This window comes from Serratia sp. FGI94, from assembly GCF_000330865.1.
GTDB lineage: Bacteria > Pseudomonadota > Gammaproteobacteria > Enterobacterales > Enterobacteriaceae > Serratia_B > Serratia_B rubidaea.
In genome coordinates, this window is the sequence record NC_020064.1 from 762,749 (window position 1) to 781,928 (window position 19,180).

The following is a 19,180-nucleotide window of genomic DNA, read 5'->3' on the forward strand; positions in this document are numbered from 1 at the left end:
TGTCGAATAAAAAGAGTTCCTTTCGCGAGTCAGCTCCCAAAACGGACAGAGAAATATTGCCAAAGCACCGCCGCTCTGGCTTGACAAGGTTTTAATACCCTCCGTAAACTCCTTTATGTGGGAATTTGTGGGGTAAAGTGGTGAAAAAGGTCACGAAGGGGTAGCTCAGGAATGTTTCGAGGGGCGACGACGGTCAACCTCGACAGCAAGGGGCGGCTTGCCGTACCAACCCGTTACCGGGACTCGCTGAACGAGGAATCGCAAGGCCAAATGGTCTGTACCATTGACCTCCATCAGCCCTGCCTGCTGCTTTACCCGTTGCCCGAATGGGAAGTGATTGAACAAAAATTATCCCGTCTGTCGAGCATGAACCCTGCGGAGCGCCGCGTACAGCGCTTGCTGTTGGGACATGCCAGCGAGTGTCAGATGGATAATGCCGGGCGGTTGTTGATAGCCAGCACGCTGCGCCAACACGCCGGGCTAACGAAAGAAGTGATGCTGGTCGGTCAGTTCAACAAGTTTGAACTGTGGGATGAACAGACCTGGTATCAACAAGTCAAGGATGATATTGACGCTGAACAGTCGTCTCAGGAACCGTTGTCTGAGCGGCTACAGGACTTGTCACTATAAGCATGTTGGAAAATTATAAACACACTACCGTACTGTTGGATGAGGCGGTTAACGGCCTCAACATCCGCAGTAACGGCATATATATCGACGGTACTTTTGGTCGCGGTGGCCATTCTCGTCTGATTCTGTCCCAGCTCGGGCCGGAAGGACGTTTGTTGGCGATTGACCGCGATCCGCAGGCGATTGCAGCCGCCAAATCTATTGAAGATCCTCGTTTTAACATCGTACATGGCCCGTTCTCCGAGTTGTCGCATTATGTGCGGGAGCGCGGACTGGAAGGGCAGATCGACGGCGTTCTGCTGGACTTGGGCGTCTCTTCACCGCAGCTCGACGATCCGGAGCGCGGTTTCTCCTTTATGCGTGACGGGCCGCTGGATATGCGCATGGACCCCTCGCGCGGCCAGTCCGCTGCGGAATGGCTGCTGAAAGCCGAAGCGGAAGATATCGCCTGGGTGCTGAAAACCTTCGGTGAAGAGCGTTTCGCCAAGCGTATCGCCCGCGCCATCGTCGAGCGTAATAAAACCGAGCCGATGACGCGCACCAAAGAGCTGGCCGAGCTGATTGCCGCCGCCAGCCCGTTCAAAGAAAAGCACAAGCACCCGGCGACCCGCAGCTTCCAGGCCATCCGTATTTATATCAACAGCGAACTGGAAGAGATCGAGCGCGCGCTGGAAGGCGCACTGGACGTGCTGGCGCCGCAGGGGCGCTTGTCGATCATCAGCTTCCACTCGCTGGAAGACCGGATTGTAAAACGCTTTATGCGTCACCACAGCCGCGGCGCGCAGGTGCCGGCGGGGCTGCCGCTGACCGATGCGCAGCTGCGCGAGCTGGGCGGCCGCAGCCTGAAGTCGCTGGGCAAGATGATGCCGCCGGCTGAAGAGGTGGCTGAAAATCCACGTGCGCGCAGTTCGGTGCTGCGCATTGCCGAGAGGGTGTCCGAGTGATTGGGAATGAGCGCCATGGGCTGGTCGGGGTTATCGGCGGCGATTTGCTGCGTAACGCCAAGATCCCGCTGATTTTGCTGATAGCCGTGCTGGTTTCCGCCATTTTGGTGGTGACCACCGCGCACCGCACCCGCCTGCTGACCGCCGAGCGCGAGCAGCTGGTGCTGGAGCGTGATGCGCTGGATATCGAGTGGCGCAACCTGATCCTGGAAGAAAATGCGCTGGGCGACCACAGCCGCGTGGAGCGCACGGCGATTGAGAAGCTGCAGATGCAGCACGTCGATCCATCGCAAGAAAATATCATCGTTAAACAATGAGTGGTTTAACCGACGCAATGAAACGGAGCAAAAAGGGAACGCATGAAAGCAGCACGCCCCGGTAAGTTGAAGCGCCAGGAAGATCAAGCCAGCTTTGTCAGCTGGCGTTTTGCGTTGCTGTGCGGCTGTATTTTGCTGGCGCTGGTCGGGCTGATGCTGCGGGTGGCGTATCTGCAGGTCATCAGCCCGGATCGGCTGGTGAAAGAAGGCGATATGCGTTCGCTGCGCGTACAGCAGGTGCCGGCGGCACGCGGCATGATCAGCGACCGCGCCGGGCGGCCGCTGGCGGTCAGCGTACCGGTGAACGCCATCTGGGCGGATCCGAAGGAGCTGAACGAGCGCGGCGGCATCACGCTGGACAACCGTTGGAAGGCGCTGTCGGATGCGCTGGGCATTCCGCTCGATCAGCTGTCCAAGCGTATCAACGCCAACCCGCGCGGGCGCTTTGTCTATCTGGCGCGTCAGGTTAATCCGGCGATCGGCGAGTACATTCACAAGCTGAAGCTGCCGGGGATTTATCTGCGGCAGGAGTCGCGCCGCTATTACCCGGCCGGCCAGGTCACCTCGCACATTATCGGCGTGACCAATATTGACGGTCAGGGCATTGAAGGCATTGAGAAGAGTTTCGACCACTGGCTGACCGGGCAGCCGGGCAAGCGTACGGTGCGTAAAGACCGTTACGGCCGCGTGATTGAGGATATCTCTTCGGTCGACAGCCAGGCGGCGCACAACCTGGCGCTGAGCATTGATGAGCGCCTGCAGGCGCTGGTCTACCGCGAGCTGAATAACGCGGTGGCATTCAACAAGGCGGAGTCCGGCACCGCGGTGCTGATTGACGTCAACACCGGTGAAGTGCTGGCGATGGCCAACAGCCCGTCTTATAACCCGAACAATATGGCCGGTACGCCGAAAGAGACCATGCGTAACCGTGCTATTACCGACATTTTTGAGCCTGGTTCCACCGTAAAACCGATGGTGGTGATGACGGCGCTGCAGCACGGGGTAGTGAAAGAAAACAGCGTGCTGAACACCGTGCCTTACCGCATTAACGGTCACGAGATTAAAGACGTGGCGCGTTATCCGGAACTGTCGGTGACCGGGATCTTGCAGAAGTCGAGTAACGTCGGCGTTTCCAAGCTGGCGTTAGCGATGCCGTCCTCAGCGTTAGTAGATACTTACTCACGTTTTGGACTGGGAAAAGCGACCAATTTGGGGTTGGTCGGAGAAAGCAGTGGCATATATCCAAAAAAACAACGGTGGTCTGACATAGAGAGGGCCACCTTCTCTTTCGGCTACGGGCTAATGGTAACACCGTTACAGTTGGCGCGAGTCTATGCAACGATCGGCAGCCTGGGCGTCTATCGCCCGCTGTCGATTACCAAGGTTGATCCGCCGGTTGCCGGCACCCGGGTATTCCCTGAACCGCTGGTGCGCACCGTGGTGCACATGATGGAAAGCGTGGCCCTGCCGGGCGGCGGCGGCGTGAAGGCCGCCATCAAGGGCTACCGTATCGCCATTAAAACCGGTACCGCGAAGAAAGTCGGCCCGGACGGCAAATACGTCAACCGTTATATCGCTTATACCGCCGGCGTTGCGCCGGCGAGTCAGCCCCGTTTTGCCCTGGTGGTGGTCATCAACGACCCGCAGGGTGGGAAATACTATGGTGGCGCAATCTCCGCGCCGGTGTTTGGCGCCATCATGGGCGGCGTACTGCGCACCATGAACGTTGAGCCGGACGCGTTGCCCACCGGTGATAAAAGCGAATTAGTGATTAATAAAAAAGAGGGTTCAGGTGGCAGATCGTAATTTGCGCGACCTACTCGCTCCGTGGGTGCCTACGGCCCCCGAGCGCGCGCTGCGGGAAATGATATTAGACAGCCGGATTGCGGCTGCCGGGGATCTGTTTGTCGCCGTCAACGGCCACCAAACGGATGGTCGCCGCTATATTCCGCAAGCCATCGCCCAGGGCGTCGCCGCAGTGATCGCAGAAGCTGAAGGCGCCGCCGAAGACGGTGAAATTCGTACCATGCACGGCGTGCCGGTGATTTATCTCGGCCAACTGAATCAGCGTCTGTCGGCGCTGGCCGGTCGTTTTTACCACCAGCCGGCTGAGCGCCTGCGTCTGATCGGCGTGACCGGCACCAACGGTAAAACCACCACCACCCAGCTGCTGGCGCAGTGGGGGCAGCTGCTGGGCGAAACCAGCGCGGTGATGGGCACCGTCGGCAACGGTCTGCTGGGCCAGGTGTGTCCGACGGAGAACACTACCGGTTCGGCGGTGGATGTACAGCATGTGTTAAATGACCTGGCGGAGCGCGGCGCGACGCTGGCGGCGATGGAAGTCTCTTCCCACGGTCTGGTGCAAAGCCGCGTGGCGGCGCTGCCGTTTGCCGCGGCGGTGTTCACCAACCTGAGCCGTGACCATCTGGATTATCACGGCGACATGGCCAGCTACGAAGCGGCGAAATGGTCGCTGTTTGCCGACCATCAGGTCGGTCAGGCCATTATCAATGCCGATGATGAAGTCGGTCAGCGCTGGCTGGCGCAGTTGCCGGATGCGGTGGCGGTCACCATGCAGGACAATCTGCAGCCGGGCTGCCACGGCCGCTGGCTGAAGGCCACCGCCGTGGACTATCACGACAACGGCGCTACCCTCCGTTTCAGCTCCAGCTGGGGTGACGGCGAGATTGAAAGCCGCCTGATGGGCGCGTTTAACGTCAGCAATCTGCTGCTGGCGCTGGCGACGCTGCTGTCGCTGGGCTATCCGCTGGCGGCGCTGGTGGCCAGCGCGAAGCAACTACAGCCGGTCTGCGGCCGTATGGAAGTGTTTAACGCGCCGGGCAAGCCGACGGTTGTGGTCGACTACGCCCACACGCCGGACGCGCTGGAGAAAGCGCTGGAAGCCGCGCGCCTGCACTGCCGCGGGCAGCTGTGGTGCGTTTTCGGCTGCGGCGGCGACCGCGACAAAGGCAAGCGTCCGCTGATGGGCGCCATTGCCGAGCAGTTTGCCGATCGGGTGGTGATCACCGACGACAACCCGCGTACCGAAGAGCCGCAGGCGATCATCGCCGATATCCTGAGCGGCTTGCTGGACGCCGGCCGGGCGCAGGTGATCCACGGGCGTGCCGAAGCGGTCACCAGTTCGGTGATGCAGGCAAAAGAGCAGGACGTGGTGCTGGTGGCCGGTAAAGGCCATGAAGATTATCAACTGGTGGGCAATCGCCGTCTGGATTATTCCGACCGCACCACCGTCGCGCGTTTGCTGGGGGTGATGGCATGATTTCCGTTTCCCTCAACATTCTGGCCGATGTGCTGCACGCCGAGTTGATCGGCGCAGACGGCCAAATTCACGAAGTGACGACGGATACCCGCCAGGTGACCGCAGGCTGCCTGTTTGTGGCGCTGAAAGGCGAACGTTTTGACGCGCATGATTTTGCCGCCGACGCGGTTGCCGCCGGCGCAGGCGCTTTGTTGGTAAGCAAGCGCTTACCGGTAGAGGTGCCTCAGCTGGTGGTGGCGGATACGCGACTGGCGCTGGGCGCGCTGGCGGGTTGGGTGCGTCAGCAGGTGCCGGCCAAAGTGGTGGCGCTGACCGGTTCATCGGGCAAGACCTCGGTAAAAGAGATGACCGCCACCATCCTGCGCGAGTGCGGGGACGTGCTGTATACCGCCGGCAACTTTAACAATGATATCGGCGTGCCGCTGACGCTGCTGCGTCTGCAGCCGCAGCATGATTTCGCGGTGATTGAGCTGGGCGCCAACCATATCGGCGAAATCGCCTACACCACCGCGCTGACGCGCCCGCAAAGCGCGCTGGTCAACAACCTGGCGGCGGCGCACCTGGAAGGGTTCGGCTCACTGGCCGGCGTGGCGCAGGCGAAAGGTGAAATTTTTCAAGGTTTGCCGGCTGATGGCGTTGCCATTATCAACGCGGACAACAACGACTGGCCGCGCTGGCAGAATCTGCTGACGGATCAAACCGTCTGGCGCTTCTCGCCGCAGGCGGCGGAAGGCGTGGACTTTTTCGCCAGCGATATCACGGTGAACGGCAACGGCACGCAGTTTACTCTGCACACGCCGTTTGGCCGCACGGACATTACGCTGCCGCTGCCGGGACGCCATAACGTGGCCAACGCGCTGGCGGCTACCGCGCTGGCGATGTCGGTAGGCGCGTCGCTGGAAGCGGTGCGCTGCGGCCTGCAGCAGCTGCAGGCGGTGCCGGGGCGTCTGTTCCCAATTGCGCTGGCGGAAGGCAAGCTGCTGCTGGACGACAGCTATAACGCCAACGTCGGCTCAATGACCGCCGCCGCGCAGGTGCTGGCGGAGATGCCGGGCTACCGGGTAATGGTGGCGGGCGACATGGCGGAACTGGGCGATGATGCGGAAGAGTGCCATCGTCAGGTCGGCGAAGCGGCCCGGCTGGCGGGCGTGGATAAAGTGCTGAGCGTAGGCGTACTGAGCCAGGCGCTCAGCGCAGCCGCCAACAACGGCGAACATTTTCAGGATAAAGCAGCAGCAATCGCGCGCGTAGCGGAATTACTGCAGGAACATGCGGTCATTACCGTGTTAATCAAAGGGTCACGTAGTGCCGCGATGGAGCAGGTAGTACGCGCGTTACAGGAGAAAGCAGCATGTTAGTTTGGCTGGCCGAGCATTTGGTCAAATATTATTCCGGCTTTAACGTCTTTTCCTATCTGACGTTTCGCGCCATTGTCAGCCTGCTGACCGCGCTGTTTATTTCTCTGTGGATGGGGCCGCGGTTGATCAGCCGCCTGCAGCAGATGTCCTTTGGCCAGGTGGTGCGTAACGATGGGCCGGAGTCGCACTTCAGCAAGCGCGGCACGCCGACCATGGGCGGCATTATGATTCTGACCTCCATCACCATTTCGGTGCTGATGTGGGCCTACCCGTCCAACCCGTACGTCTGGTGCGTGCTGTTTGTGCTGGTGGGTTACGGCATTGTCGGTTTCGTCGACGACTACCGCAAGGTGGTGCGCAAGGACACCAAAGGGCTGATTGCCCGCTGGAAGTATTTCTGGATGTCGGTGATTGCGCTGGCGGTGGCGTTCAGCATGTACATGGTCGGTAAAGATACGCCCGCCACCGAACTGGTGGTGCCGTTCTTTAAAGACGTGATGCCGCAGCTGGGGCTGCTGTACGTACTGCTGGCCTACTTTGTGATTGTCGGCACCGGCAACGCGGTCAACCTGACCGACGGTCTGGACGGCCTGGCGATTATGCCGACGGTGCTGGTGGCGGCCGGTTTTGCGCTGGTGGCCTGGGCGACCGGCAACATGAACTTCGCCAACTACCTGCATATTCCGTATCTGCGGCATGCCGGTGAGCTGGTGATTGTCTGCACCGCGATTGTCGGCGCAGGGCTGGGGTTCCTGTGGTTCAACACCTACCCGGCGCAGGTATTTATGGGCGACGTCGGTTCGCTGGCGCTGGGCGGCGCACTGGGCACTATTGCGGTGCTGCTGCGTCAGGAGTTCTTACTGGTGATTATGGGCGGCGTGTTTGTGGTTGAAACGCTGTCGGTGATCCTGCAGGTGGGGTCGTTCAAGCTGCGCGGTCAGCGTATTTTCCGCATGGCGCCGATTCACCACCACTATGAATTGAAAGGCTGGCCGGAGCCGCGCGTAATCGTGCGCTTCTGGATTGTTTCGCTGATGCTGGTGCTGATTGGCCTGGCAACGCTGAAGGTACGTTAATCATGGCGGATTATCAGGGTAAAAAAGTTGTCATCATCGGACTGGGCCTGACCGGCCTGTCCTGTGTTGATTTCTTTATAACGCACGGCGTGACGCCGCGCGTTATGGATACCCGCATGTCTCCGCCGGGGCTGGATCAACTGCCGGAGAGCGTCGAGCGCCACCTGGGCAATCTGCGTGAAGACTGGCTGCTGTCGGCGGACCTGATCGTCGCTAGCCCGGGCGTGGCGCTGTCTACGCCGGCCCTGCTCAGCGCGGCGGAAGCCGGCGTGGAAATCGTCGGCGATATCGAACTGTTCTGCCGCGAGGCGCAGGCGCCGATCGTGGCGATTACCGGTTCCAACGGCAAAAGCACCGTCACCACCCTGGTGGGCGAGATGGCGCAGGCGGCCGGCTGGGCGGTCGGCGTCGGCGGCAATATCGGTTTACCGGCGCTGAGCCTGCTGCGTCAGGCGTGCGAGCTGTACGTGCTGGAGCTGTCGAGCTTCCAGCTGGAAACCACCAGCAGCCTGCGCGCCGCTGCCGCCACCGTACTTAACGTCAGCGAAGATCATATGGATCGCTATCCGCTGGGGCTGCAGCAGTATCGGGCGGCGAAGCTGCGTATCTACGAACAGGCCAAAACCTGCGTGGTCAACGCGGACGACGGGCTGACCATGCCGGTGCGCGGCGCCGATGAGCGCTGCATCAGCTTCGGCGTGGACGTGGGGGATTACCACCTCAACCGTCAGCAGGGCGAGACCTGGCTGCGGGTGCGCGGCGAAAAAGTGCTGAACACCCGTGAGATGAAACTGAGCGGCCAGCACAATCTGACCAATGCACTGGCGGCGCTGGCGCTGGCCGACGCGGTGAATATCCCGCGCGCCTCCAGCCTGAAGGCGCTGACCACCTATGCCGGGTTGGCGCACCGCTTCCAACTGGTGCTGGAGCACAACGGGGTGCGTTGGATCAACGACTCCAAAGCGACCAACGTCGGCAGCACCGAAGCGGCGTTGAACGGCCTGCAGGTCGACGGCACGCTGCACCTGCTGCTGGGCGGCGACGGCAAATCGGCCGACTTCTCGCCGCTGGCGCGCTATCTGCAGGGCGACAATATCCGTCTGTACTGCTTCGGCCGCGACGGCGAACAGCTGGCGCAGCTGCGTCCCGATGCGGCGCTGCAGACCGAAACCATGGAACAGGCGATGCGGGCGATTGCCGGCGTCGTGCGCTCCGGCGATATGGTGCTGCTGTCACCCGCCTGCGCCAGCCTGGACCAATTCCGTAATTTTGAAGTACGCGGCGACGAATTCGCCCGTCTGGCACAGGAGCTTGGCGGATGAAACTACGACTGCCGTCATTCGGCCTGGCGGAAAAACTGAAAGACTGGGTGATGGGCTCGCGTGAAAGCGAGAACGCCACGCTGGTGCTGTACGACCGTACGCTGCTGTGGCTGACGTTTGGTCTGGCGATTATCGGCTTTGTGATGGTGACCTCGGCGTCGATGCCGATCGGTCAGCGTCTGGCGGACGATCCGTTCTTGTTCGCCAAGCGTGACGCGCTGTATCTGGGGCTGGCGTTTGGCCTGTCGCTGGTGACGCTGCGCATCCCGATGGATGTCTGGCAGCGCTACAGCACCGCGATGCTGCTGGTGTCGATCGTTATGCTGCTGATCGTACTGGTGGTCGGCAGCTCGGTAAACGGCGCATCGCGCTGGATTGCTCTGGGGCCGCTGCGTATTCAGCCGGCGGAGCTGTCGAAGCTGTCGCTGTTCTGCTATCTGGCGAGCTATCTGGTGCGCAAGGTTGATGAAGTGCGCAGCAACTTCTGGGGCTTCTGTAAGCCGATGGGCGTGATGGTGGTGCTGGCGGTGCTGCTGCTGGCGCAGCCGGATCTGGGCACCGTGGTGGTGCTGTTTATCACCACGCTGGCGATGCTGTTCCTGGCCGGCGCCAAGATGTGGCAGTTCCTGGCGATTATCGGCTCTGGCGTGTTCGCCGTGGTGCTGCTGATTATCGCCGAGCCGTACCGTATGCGCCGCGTGACCTCATTCTGGAACCCGTGGGCCGACCCGTTCGGCAGCGGCTACCAGCTGACCCAGTCGCTGATGGCGTTCGGCCGCGGCGAATTCTGGGGACAGGGGCTCGGCAACTCGGTGCAGAAACTGGAATATTTGCCGGAGGCGCACACCGACTTTATCTTCTCGATTTTAGGTGAAGAACTCGGCTATATCGGTGTGGTTTTCGCGCTGTTAATGGTATTCTTCGTCGCTTTTCGCGCGATGTCGATTGGCCGTCGGGCGCTGGAGATCGACCAGCGTTTTTCCGGTTTTCTCGCCTGCTCGGTCGGCGTGTGGTTCAGCTTCCAGGCGCTGGTTAACGTCGGCGCGGCGGCGGGCATGCTGCCCACCAAAGGCCTGACCCTGCCGCTGATCAGTTACGGCGGCTCGAGCCTGCTGATTATGTCGACGGCGATCGTGCTGTTATTGCGTATTGATTATGAAACGCGTCTGGCGAAAGCCCAGGCGTTTGTTAAGAGGTAAGGGATGAGCGGGAAAGCGAAGCGTTTAATGGTGATGGCAGGCGGTACCGGCGGGCATGTGTTCCCGGGGCTGGCGGTTGCTCATCATCTGATGGCGCAGGGCTGGCAGGTGCGCTGGCTGGGAACCGCAGACAGAATGGAAGCCGATCTGGTGCCGAAGCACGGGATCGAGATTGATTTTATTCGTATTTCCGGCCTGCGCGGCAAAGGCGTGATGGCGCAGCTGAGCGCGCCGCTGCGCATCTGGCGCGCGGTGCGTCAGGCGAAGGCGATTATGCGCAGCTATCAGCCGGACGTGGTGCTGGGCATGGGCGGCTACGTTTCCGGCCCGGGCGGCCTGGCGGCCTGGCAGTGCGGCGTCCCGGTGGTGCTGCATGAGCAGAACGGCATCGCCGGCTTGACCAACCGCTGGCTGGCGCGCATCGCCACCACGGTGCTGCAGGCTTTCCCCGGCGCCTTCCCGCAGGCGGCGGTGGTGGGCAACCCGGTGCGTACCGACGTGCTGGCGCTGCCTCTGCCGGCTGAACGCCTGGCCGGACGCGAAGGACCTATTCGCGTACTGGTGGTCGGCGGCAGCCAGGGCGCGCGCGTGCTGAATCAGACAGTTCCTGAAGTCGCGGCGCGTTTGGGCGATAAAATTACGCTCTGGCATCAGGTGGGCAAAGGCGCGTTGGACACGGTCCAGCGTGAGTATGCCCGCGTCGGGCAGACGCAGCACAAGGTCACTGAGTTTATCGATGATATGGCGGCGGCTTACGCCTGGGCTGACGTGGTGGTGTGCCGCTCCGGCGCGCTGACCGTCAGCGAGATTGCCGCGGCGGGCCTGCCGGCGATTTTTGTGCCGTTCCAGCATAAAGACCGTCAGCAATATTGGAACGCCCGCCCGCTGGAAGAAGCCGGCGCGGCGACGATTATCGAACAGCCGCAGTTCAACGCCGATACGGTGGCCGAACTGCTGGCGAGCTGGGATCGTCCGGCCCTGTTGGCCATGGCGGAGAAAGCGCGCGCGGTGGCGATCACCGATGCTACCGAACGGGTGGCGGCGGAACTTGTTCGCGTCGCGAAATAGAGATTGCAGGGGTTCGGTTCGCCGGGCCTGTAGATAAAGAAATATCATGTGTCGGGCGCTACGCTGGCCCTGGATTAGAGAGAGTATGAATACACAACAACTGGCGAAACTACGTACAATCGTGCCCGAGATGCGTCGCGTCCGGCACATTCACTTTGTCGGCATCGGTGGTGCCGGCATGGGTGGTATCGCCGAAGTGTTGGCTAACGAAGGGTATCAAATCAGCGGTTCGGACCTGGCGCCTAATCCGGTAACCCAGCAGCTGAGCGCGCTGGGGGCGACGATTTACTTTAATCATCGTCCGGAGAACGTGCTGGATGCGAGCGTGGTGGTGGTGTCCACCGCCATCGCTTCCGACAACCCTGAGATCGTTGCGGCGCGTGAAGCGCGCATCCCGGTGATTCGCCGCGCGGAGATGCTGGCCGAACTGATGCGCTTCCGTCACGGCATCGCCGTGGCTGGTACGCACGGCAAAACCACCACCACCGCGATGGTATCGAGTATTTATGCGGAAGCTGGTCTGGATCCGACCTTCGTCAACGGCGGCCTGGTGAAAGCGGCGGGTACTCACGCGCGCCTCGGCTGCAGCCGCTATCTGATTGCGGAAGCCGACGAAAGCGACGCATCGTTCCTGCACCTGCAGCCGATGGTGGCGATTGTCACCAATATCGAAGCCGACCACATGGACACTTACCATGGCGACTTCGAAAACCTGAAGCAGACGTTTATCAACTTCCTGCACAACCTGCCGTTCTACGGCCGTGCGGTGATGTGCATTGATGATCCGGTGGTGCGTGAGCTGCTGCCGCGCGTCGGGCGTCATATTACCACTTACGGTTTTAGCGACGATGCCGACGTGCGCATTGAGAGCTACAGCCAGGTCGGCCCGCAGGGGCTCTTTACCCTGAGCCGTCAGGACAAGCCGCTGATGTCGGTCACCCTGAACGCGCCGGGTCGTCACAACGCGCTGAACGCAGCGGCAGCGGTGGCGGTGGCGACCGAAGAGGGCATTGATGACGAGGCTATTCTGCGCGCGCTGGCCGGCTTCCAGGGCACCGGGCGCCGTTTCGACTTCCTGGGCGAGTTCGCGCTGGATGCGGTGAACGGCAATGCGGGCAGCGCGATGCTGGTGGACGATTACGGCCACCATCCGACCGAGGTGGACGCGACGATTAAAGCGGCGCGCGCCGGCTGGCCGGACAAGCGTCTGGTGATGGTGTTCCAGCCGCACCGCTACACCCGCACCCGCGACCTGTACGACGACTTTGCCAACGTGCTGTCGCAGGTGGACGTGCTGCTGATGCTGGAGGTTTACCCGGCGGGCGAAGCGCCGATCCCGGGCGCGGACAGTCGTTCGCTGTGCCGCACCATCCGCAACCGCGGCAAGCTGGATCCGATTCTGGTGTCCGACGCGGATACCGTGCCGGAAACGCTGGCGCAGCTGCTGCAGGACGACGATCTGGTGCTGGTGCAGGGCGCGGGCAACGTCGGCAAAATCGCCCGTAACCTGGCGGAGCTGAAGCTACAGCCGCAGAGCAAAGAGGAGCAGCCGCATGACTGACAAAGTCGCCGTCCTGCTGGGTGGCACCTCGGCGGAACGTGAAGTTTCCCTGCAGTCCGGCGCGGCGGTGCTGGCCGGCCTGCGCGAAGCCGGTATCGACGCGCACGGCGTCGATACCCGCGATGTCCCGGTGTCGCAGCTGAAGGCGCAGGGGTTCAGCAAAGTGTTTATCGCGCTGCACGGGCGCGGCGGCGAAGACGGCACCCTGCAGGGGATGCTGGAGTTCCTGGAGCTGCCTTATACCGGCAGCGGCGTAATGGCCTCGGCGCTGACCATGGACAAATGGCGCACCAAGCTGGTGTGGCAGTCGCTGGGTCTGCCGATCGCCCCTTACGTGGCGCTGCACCGCGCGCAGTTTAACGGCGCAGGCAAGCATCAGGCGCTGGCGGACATCGAAGCCCTGGGGCTGCCGCTGATCGTCAAGCCAAGCCGTGAAGGCTCCAGCGTCGGCATGAGCAAGGTGGAAGCCTTCGGCGCGCTGGAGGCGGCGCTGGACGAAGCCTTCCGTCACGACGACGACGTGCTGGTGGAGAAGTGGCTGAGCGGCCCGGAGTACACCGTGGCGTTTATCGGCGACAGCGTGATGCCGTCGATTCGCATTCAGCCGGCCGGCGTATTTTACGACTATCAGGCGAAGTACATTGCGGACGATACGCAGTATTTCTGCCCGAGCGGTTTGTCGGCCGAGCAGGAGGCCGAGCTGGCCGCGCTGGCGGTACGCGCTTACCGTGCGCTGGACTGCAGCGGCTGGGGCCGCGTCGATGTAATGCAGGATAACGATGGCAGCTTCTATCTGCTCGAGGTGAACACCTCGCCGGGCATGACCAGTCATAGTCTGGTGCCGATGGCAGCACGTCAGTATGGATTAAGCTTCTCGCAACTGGTGGCGAGAATTTTGGAATTGGCCGACTGATATGTCGCAAGCTGCCCTGAATGCACGCGACCGCGAGGTGGAGAACAACAGCCCGCGGCGCAGCAATGGAACCCAACTGGCGGGAATACTGTTCCTGCTGATGGTGCTGGGGACCGTGTTGTGGAGTGGTTGGGCGGTGATTGGCTGGATGAAAGACGCCAGCCGTCTGCCGCTCTCCCGATTGGTGGTCACCGGCGAACGCCACTACACCACCAACGATGATATTCGCCAGGCTGTCCTGGCGCTGGGATCGCCGGGCACGTTTATGACGCAGGATGTGAACGTCATCCAGCAGCAGATTGAGCGTTTGCCGTGGATTAAGCAGGCCAGCGTACGTAAGCAATGGCCGGATGAGCTGAAAATCCATCTGGTGGAGTACGTCCCGGTGGCGCGTTGGAATGATTTGCATATGGTCGATGCCGAAGGCAAATCATTCAGCGTGCCGGCAGAGCGCGTCGGCAAGCAGAAATTGCCGTTGCTTTATGGCCCGGAAGGAAGCGAGCAGGATGTGCTGGACGGCTATCGGACCATGAGCAGCACGCTGGCTGCCAACAAGTTTACGTTGAAGATGGCGGCGATGACGGCGCGCCACTCCTGGCAACTGGCCTTGGACAACGATGTTCGGCTGGAACTGGGGCGTGACGATCGCATGGGACGCCTGCAACGCTTTATCGAGCTGTATCCGGTGCTGGAGCAACAGGGCCAGGCGGAAAACAAACGTGTCAGCTACGTCGACCTGCGCTATGACTCAGGCGCCTCGGTGGGATGGAGCCCGGTGTTAATCGACCCGCAGGCGGCACGTGGACAGCAAAACAGTAATCAGCAACAGAATCAGGCACAGGCAAAACAACGATGATCAAGTCGACGGACAGAAAACTGGTAGTTGGACTGGAGATCGGTACGGCGAAAGTCGCCGCACTGGTAGGGGAAGTTCTGCCCGATGGCATGGTCAACATTATCGGGGTGGGCAGCTGTCCGTCCCGTGGCATGGATAAGGGCGGCGTTAATGACCTGGAGTCGGTGGTGAAGTGCGTGCAGCGCGCCATCGATCAGGCGGAACTGATGGCGGATTGCCAGATTTCTTCGGTCTACCTCTCATTATCGGGCAAACACATCAGTTGCCAGAATGAAATCGGGATGGTTCCTATTTCCGAAGAGGAAGTGACCATGGAGGATGTGGAAAACGTCGTGCATACCGCCAAATCGGTGCGTGTGCGGGATGAACACCGCGTACTGCACGTGATCCCTCAGGAATACGCCATCGACTATCAGGAAGGCATCAAAAACCCGGTAGGGTTGTCCGGCGTGCGTATGCAGGCCAAGGTGCACCTGATCACCTGCCATAACGATATGGCAAAAAACATTGTTAAAGCTGTTGAACGTTGTGGTCTGAAAGTTGACCAACTTATTTTCGCCGGTCTTGCCGCCAGCTACGCGGTGTTAACCGAAGATGAGCGCGAGCTCGGCGTCTGTGTGGTGGATATCGGCGGCGGCACCATGGATATGGCGGTGTACACCGGTGGCGCGCTGCGTCACACCAAGGTTATCCCGTATGCCGGCAACGTGGTCACCAGCGATATTGCTTACGCCTTCGGCACACCGCCGACGGATGCGGAAGCGATTAAAGTTCGACACGGTTGTGCGCTTGGATCGATTGTTAGCAAGGATGAGAGTGTAGAGGTGCCTAGCGTTGGGGGACGTCCTCCGCGCAGTCTGCAAAGACAGACGCTGGCTGAAGTTATTGAGCCACGCTACACCGAACTGCTGAATCTGGTTAACGATGAGATTTTGCAATTACAGGAGCAACTGCGTCAGCAAGGGGTTAAGCATCATCTGGCAGCGGGTATCGTGCTGACCGGTGGCGCCGCCCAGATTGATGGCCTGGCAGCCTGTGCGCAACGGGTGTTCCACACCCAGGTACGCATCGGCCAACCCTTGAACATCACGGGTCTGACGGATTATGCGCAGGAGCCTTACTACTCGACGGCGGTAGGTCTGCTGCACTATGGAAAAGAGTCTCACCTGAGCGGTGAGGCAGAAGTAGAAAAAGGCGCCTCAGTGGGCAGTTGGTTTAAACGCATCAACAGCTGGCTGAGAAAAGAGTTTTAATGTTTTAACAAAGAGATCATGCATCCGTATTTTTATGATCTCGCAGCGACAGGCACAAAACGGAGAGAAACTATGTTTGAACCAATGGAACTTACCAATGACGCGGTGATTAAAGTCATCGGCGTCGGCGGTGGCGGCGGCAACGCCGTTGAACACATGGTGCGCGAGCGCATCGAAGGTGTTGAATTCTTCGCCGTAAATACCGACGCCCAGGCGCTCCGTAAAACGGCAGTTGGCCAAACCATCCAGATTGGTAATTGCATTACCAAAGGTCTGGGTGCGGGCGCGAACCCGGAAGTGGGTCGCAATTCAGCGGAAGAAGACCGTGAAGCCCTGCGTACCGCGCTGGAAGGCGCGGATATGGTCTTCATCGCGGCCGGCATGGGCGGGGGCACCGGTACCGGCGCCGCGCCAGTGGTGGCTGAAGTAGCAAAAGATCTGGGTATTCTGACAGTGGCCGTGGTTACCAAGCCTTTCAATTTTGAAGGCAAGAAGCGCATGGCGTTCGCTGAGCAGGGTATTGCAGAACTGTCCAAACACGTGGACTCATTGATCACCATCCCGAACGACAAACTGCTGAAAGTTCTGGGACGCGGTATTTCTCTGTTGGACGCGTTCGGCGCGGCCAACGACGTGCTGAAAGGCGCGGTGCAGGGTATTGCCGAGCTGATCACCCGTCCGGGCCTGATGAACGTCGACTTCGCCGACGTGCGCACCGTGATGTCCGAAATGGGCTACGCGATGATGGGCTCCGGCATTGCCTGCGGCGAGGACCGTGCGGAAGAAGCGGCCGAAATGGCGATCTCCAGCCCGCTGCTGGAAGATATCGACCTGTCCGGCGCGCGCGGCGTACTGGTTAACATCACCGCCGGCTTTGACCTGCGTCTGGACGAGTTTGAGACCGTGGGTAACACCATCCGTGCGTTTGCCTCTGACAACGCCACCGTGGTGATCGGTACCTCTCTGGATCCGGAAATGAACGATGAACTGCGCGTAACCGTCGTTGCGACCGGTATCGGTATGGACAAGCGTCCGGAAATCACTCTGGTGACCAACAAGCAGCAGCAGGTCAGCCAGCCGGTGATGGATCATCGTTACCAGCAGCACGGTATGTCGCCGCTGCCGCAGGAAGTGAAGCCTGCCGCCAAGGTAGTGAACGATCAGAACGCGCAGCCTAACAAAGAGCCTGACTATCTGGATATTCCGGCCTTCTTGCGTAAGCAAGCTGACTAAGAATTTCCTGAGAATTTGGCATCTCCGCTCTTTGTGCTAAACTGTCCCGCCGGCCATGCTGTATGCTTGGCCGGTAGGATGGATAACATTGCGAGATAAAACGATGATCAAACAAAGGACATTAAAACGTATCGTTCAGGCGACTGGCGTCGGTTTGCATACCGGCAAGAAAGTCACGCTGACGATGCGCCCAGCGCCGGCCAATACCGGGGTCATCTATCGTCGCACTGACTTGAATCCACCGGTTGATTTTCCGGCTGATGCAAAATCCGTGCGTGATACCATGCTCTGTACTTGCCTGGTGAATGAGCATGACGTGCGTATTTCTACCGTTGAGCATCTTAATGCCGCACTGGCTGGGCTTGGCATCGACAACATCATTATTGAAGTTGACGCGGCCGAAATCCCAATCATGGACGGTAGCGCCAGTCCGTTTGTGTTCCTGCTGCTGGACGCCGGCATTGAGGAACTGAACTCAGCGAAGAAATTCCTGCGTCTGAAAGACACCGTTCGCGTTGAAGATGGTGATAAATGGGCCGAGCTGTCCCCGCATAACGGGTTCCGCCTGGACTTTACCATTGACTTCAACCACCCGGCTATTGACTCTAGCGCGCAGCGCTACCGTCTGGATTTTTCTGCCGACTCGTTCGTGCGTCAAATCAGCCGTGCGCGTACCTTCGGGTTTATGCGCGATATCGAATACCTGCAATCCCGCGGCCTGGCCCTGGGCGGCAGCTTCGATTGTGCCATCGTGGTGGACGATTACCGCGTCCTGAACGAAGACGGCCTGCGTTTTGAAGATGAATTCGTTCGTCACAAAATGCTGGACGCCATCGGCGACCTGTTTATGTGCGGCCATAACATCATTGGCGCATTTACTGCCTACAAGTCCGGCCATGCATTGAACAACAAGTTGCTGCAGGCGGTACTGGCTAAACAGGAAGCGTGGGAATTCGTCACGTTCCAGGACGAAGCCGAAATGCCGTTGGCATTCAAAGCGCCGTCCGCCGTACTGGCATAAGCATAAGCCTGAATCGCTGGTTACTTCTCACGACTGGTAGTGTTGGCACCCTCTCCGGCCAGGGCTGCCAGTCGTTCTAACGTCTTGCGCAGTTTTTCCGGGCTGCGGCTGGCCACTCCCCGTAACTGTTCCGCACTTTCCTCGCTCAGCTGACGCATTGGCGCTGCTGCAGGTTCATCTGTTGTTTTTTGCAGCGAATTCTGCTGCTGATTGCCGCCTTTTACCATTAACGCAGGATTAATCCTGATGTCGATCGATGACAATGATGGTAGAATTTGCGCTCGTAGTGCGGATAATAAGCTCGGCTGTTCGTAGCGCAGGCGCATCATCCAGCTGGCATTGGCCGTTTCCAGCACTAATACGCCCTGTCTGAAGTTGGCGACGCGGCACCAGGGATGCAGTTGGGCCGGCAAAAGCCCGCGGACTGCACGGTTGAGTTTCAGCAAGGCGGCAGCGCGTTGCTGGACGTTATGCAACGGCCCTTTGTCCGCGGATGACGACTCGGAGAACAGGACATCTAATAATTGTGGACGGCTATCGCGCATAATGGCTCCGGCGGATTAACAAACTCGTGATCGGTATTCTAAATCGTTGGCGACAATTTGGCAGACGTTATTTCTGGCCGCATCTCCTGTTGGGGATGGTAGCGGCTACGCTTGGCGTACCGCAAAATCTGACCGGCGGCCCCGATCAAGCCGCGCTGCCGAGCACCTCATCCAGCCTTAACCGGCAAAATTCCATCAGCCATGCCTTCAGCGGCCTGGCTCTGCTGCAAGACGTTCACCGCCGGCCGAACTTCAGCGTCGACTATTGGCAGCAGCATGCGCTGCGCACCGTTATCCGTCACCTCTCTTTCGCCCTGGCGCCACAGGTGGTATATGCGCGCGTGCAGGAAAGCGACGCTGAACCCGTCGAGCCGCCGCTAAAAGCGGCGCAGCTGGCGCTGCTGTTTACGCTCAATGCGCTGTTAACCCATGAGCCGAAGCCGCCGACCATCATCCGCGACACGCACCATCGCGTTCATCCGCCGCTGGCCCGGCACCAGATCGGGCTGTGGCTGGCGCAGGTGCAGGGCATTCGCGCCGGCCCCGCAGTTGCGGTCTGATTTCGCCCTCTGGGCAACGATAACCAATAAATAAACAGCAAAGA

18 protein-coding genes are annotated in these 19,180 nt (G+C 60.2%); 17 read left to right on the plus strand and 1 reads right to left on the minus strand.

The window, feature by feature from the left end; translation table 11 throughout:
- The first annotated feature begins 171 nt into the window (after positions 1 to 171).
- From mraZ to lpxC, 16 genes are all read left to right on the plus strand, one after another.
- Positions 172 to 630: a division/cell wall cluster transcriptional repressor MraZ gene (gene mraZ / locus D781_RS03365; protein ID WP_015670908.1), complete on the plus strand. Its 459-nt coding sequence runs from the start codon at positions 172 to 174 to the stop codon at positions 628 to 630.
- Between the two features lie 2 nt (positions 631 to 632).
- Positions 633 to 1,574 (plus strand): 16S rRNA (cytosine(1402)-N(4))-methyltransferase RsmH, encoded by a 942-nt coding sequence (gene rsmH / locus D781_RS03370; protein WP_015670909.1) that lies wholly within the window; start codon positions 633 to 635, stop codon positions 1,572 to 1,574.
- Complete coding sequence (ftsL, locus tag D781_RS03375; RefSeq protein ID WP_015670910.1) at positions 1,571 to 1,891, plus strand: cell division protein FtsL; 321 nt, start codon at positions 1,571 to 1,573, stop codon at positions 1,889 to 1,891. The genes rsmH and ftsL overlap by 4 nt, the downstream gene beginning before the upstream one ends.
- A 42-nt stretch (positions 1,892 to 1,933) precedes the next feature.
- Positions 1,934 to 3,697: a peptidoglycan glycosyltransferase FtsI gene (locus D781_RS03380; protein ID WP_015670911.1), complete on the plus strand. Its 1,764-nt coding sequence runs from the start codon at positions 1,934 to 1,936 to the stop codon at positions 3,695 to 3,697.
- Positions 3,684 to 5,171, plus strand: a complete 1,488-nt coding sequence (gene murE / locus D781_RS03385; protein ID WP_015670912.1) for a UDP-N-acetylmuramoyl-L-alanyl-D-glutamate--2,6-diaminopimelate ligase — start codon at positions 3,684 to 3,686, stop codon at positions 5,169 to 5,171. The genes D781_RS03380 and murE overlap by 14 nt, the downstream gene beginning before the upstream one ends.
- A complete protein-coding gene (gene murF, locus D781_RS03390) occupies positions 5,168 to 6,529 on the plus strand; it encodes a UDP-N-acetylmuramoyl-tripeptide--D-alanyl-D-alanine ligase (protein ID WP_015670913.1) in 1,362 nt (453 codons plus the stop codon). The genes murE and murF overlap by 4 nt, the downstream gene beginning before the upstream one ends.
- Complete coding sequence (gene mraY / locus D781_RS03395) at positions 6,523 to 7,605, plus strand: phospho-N-acetylmuramoyl-pentapeptide-transferase (protein WP_015670914.1); 1,083 nt, start codon at positions 6,523 to 6,525, stop codon at positions 7,603 to 7,605. The genes murF and mraY overlap by 7 nt, the downstream gene beginning before the upstream one ends.
- 2 nt (positions 7,606 to 7,607) lie before the next feature.
- The gene (gene murD / locus D781_RS03400; protein WP_015670915.1) at positions 7,608 to 8,927 is read left to right on the plus strand and encodes a UDP-N-acetylmuramoyl-L-alanine--D-glutamate ligase; all 1,320 of its coding nucleotides are present in this window, start codon (positions 7,608 to 7,610) and stop codon (positions 8,925 to 8,927) included.
- Positions 8,924 to 10,126 (plus strand): cell division protein FtsW, encoded by a 1,203-nt coding sequence (gene ftsW / locus D781_RS03405; protein ID WP_015670916.1) that lies wholly within the window; start codon positions 8,924 to 8,926, stop codon positions 10,124 to 10,126. The genes murD and ftsW overlap by 4 nt, the downstream gene beginning before the upstream one ends.
- 3 nt (positions 10,127 to 10,129) lie before the next feature.
- Positions 10,130 to 11,194: an undecaprenyldiphospho-muramoylpentapeptide beta-N-acetylglucosaminyltransferase gene (gene murG / locus D781_RS03410; RefSeq protein ID WP_015670917.1), complete on the plus strand. Its 1,065-nt coding sequence runs from the start codon at positions 10,130 to 10,132 to the stop codon at positions 11,192 to 11,194.
- Positions 11,195 to 11,279: 85 nt separating this feature from the next.
- A complete protein-coding gene (gene murC / locus D781_RS03415) occupies positions 11,280 to 12,755 on the plus strand; it encodes a UDP-N-acetylmuramate--L-alanine ligase (protein ID WP_015670918.1) in 1,476 nt (491 codons plus the stop codon).
- Positions 12,748 to 13,668, plus strand: a complete 921-nt coding sequence (locus tag D781_RS03420) for a D-alanine--D-alanine ligase (protein ID WP_015670919.1) — start codon at positions 12,748 to 12,750, stop codon at positions 13,666 to 13,668. Before murC ends, D781_RS03420 begins: the two co-directional genes overlap by 8 nt.
- A gap of 1 nt (position 13,669) precedes the next feature.
- On the plus strand, positions 13,670 to 14,524 hold the full coding sequence (gene ftsQ, locus D781_RS03425) for a cell division protein FtsQ (RefSeq protein ID WP_015670920.1): 855 nt from the start codon (positions 13,670 to 13,672) through the stop codon (positions 14,522 to 14,524).
- Entirely contained in the window at positions 14,521 to 15,777 is a 1,257-nt protein-coding gene (gene ftsA / locus D781_RS03430) for a cell division protein FtsA (protein WP_015670921.1), read from the plus strand. Before ftsQ ends, ftsA begins: the two co-directional genes overlap by 4 nt.
- Positions 15,778 to 15,849: 72 nt before the next feature.
- Positions 15,850 to 17,010, plus strand: a complete 1,161-nt coding sequence (ftsZ, locus tag D781_RS03435; protein WP_015670922.1) for a cell division protein FtsZ — start codon at positions 15,850 to 15,852, stop codon at positions 17,008 to 17,010.
- Positions 17,011 to 17,113: 103 nt separating this feature from the next.
- On the plus strand, positions 17,114 to 18,031 hold the full coding sequence (gene lpxC, locus D781_RS03440; protein ID WP_015670923.1) for a UDP-3-O-acyl-N-acetylglucosamine deacetylase: 918 nt from the start codon (positions 17,114 to 17,116) through the stop codon (positions 18,029 to 18,031).
- 20 nt (positions 18,032 to 18,051) lie between these two features.
- Here the strand turns inward: lpxC and D781_RS03445 are convergent, their stop codons facing one another.
- A complete protein-coding gene (locus D781_RS03445) occupies positions 18,052 to 18,576 on the minus strand; it encodes a DUF721 domain-containing protein (RefSeq protein WP_015670924.1) in 525 nt (174 codons plus the stop codon).
- 26 nt (positions 18,577 to 18,602) lie between these two features.
- Here D781_RS03445 and secM point away from each other — a divergent pair, with 26 nt between their 5' ends.
- A complete protein-coding gene (gene secM / locus D781_RS03450) occupies positions 18,603 to 19,136 on the plus strand; it encodes a secA translation cis-regulator SecM (RefSeq protein WP_015670925.1) in 534 nt (177 codons plus the stop codon).
- Positions 19,137 to 19,180: the final 44 nt, after the last annotated feature.

Bases quoted from the DNA above. Each gene is read 5' to 3' on its own strand.
- ftsZ (WP_015670922.1), top strand. From the start codon at position 15,850: ATGTTTGAACCAATGGAACTTACCAATGACGCGGTGATTAAAGTCATC.
- mraY (WP_015670914.1), top strand. From the start codon at position 6,523: ATGTTAGTTTGGCTGGCCGAGCATTTGGTCAAATATTATTCCGGCTTT.
- murG (WP_015670917.1), top strand. From the start codon at position 10,130: ATGAGCGGGAAAGCGAAGCGTTTAATGGTGATGGCAGGCGGTACCGGC.
- D781_RS03420 (WP_015670919.1), top strand. From the start codon at position 12,748: ATGACTGACAAAGTCGCCGTCCTGCTGGGTGGCACCTCGGCGGAACGT.
- ftsA (WP_015670921.1), top strand. From the start codon at position 14,521: ATGATCAAGTCGACGGACAGAAAACTGGTAGTTGGACTGGAGATCGGT.
- lpxC (WP_015670923.1), top strand. From the start codon at position 17,114: ATGATCAAACAAAGGACATTAAAACGTATCGTTCAGGCGACTGGCGTC.
- mraZ (WP_015670908.1), top strand. From the start codon at position 172: ATGTTTCGAGGGGCGACGACGGTCAACCTCGACAGCAAGGGGCGGCTT.
- ftsQ (WP_015670920.1), top strand. From the start codon at position 13,670: ATGTCGCAAGCTGCCCTGAATGCACGCGACCGCGAGGTGGAGAACAAC.
- D781_RS03380 (WP_015670911.1), top strand. From the start codon at position 1,934: ATGAAAGCAGCACGCCCCGGTAAGTTGAAGCGCCAGGAAGATCAAGCC.
- D781_RS03445 (WP_015670924.1), bottom strand. From the start codon at position 18,576: ATGCGCGATAGCCGTCCACAATTATTAGATGTCCTGTTCTCCGAGTCG.
- murC (WP_015670918.1), top strand. From the start codon at position 11,280: ATGAATACACAACAACTGGCGAAACTACGTACAATCGTGCCCGAGATG.
- rsmH (WP_015670909.1), top strand. From the start codon at position 633: ATGTTGGAAAATTATAAACACACTACCGTACTGTTGGATGAGGCGGTT.
- murF (WP_015670913.1), top strand. From the start codon at position 5,168: ATGATTTCCGTTTCCCTCAACATTCTGGCCGATGTGCTGCACGCCGAG.
- ftsW (WP_015670916.1), top strand. From the start codon at position 8,924: ATGAAACTACGACTGCCGTCATTCGGCCTGGCGGAAAAACTGAAAGAC.
- murD (WP_015670915.1), top strand. From the start codon at position 7,608: ATGGCGGATTATCAGGGTAAAAAAGTTGTCATCATCGGACTGGGCCTG.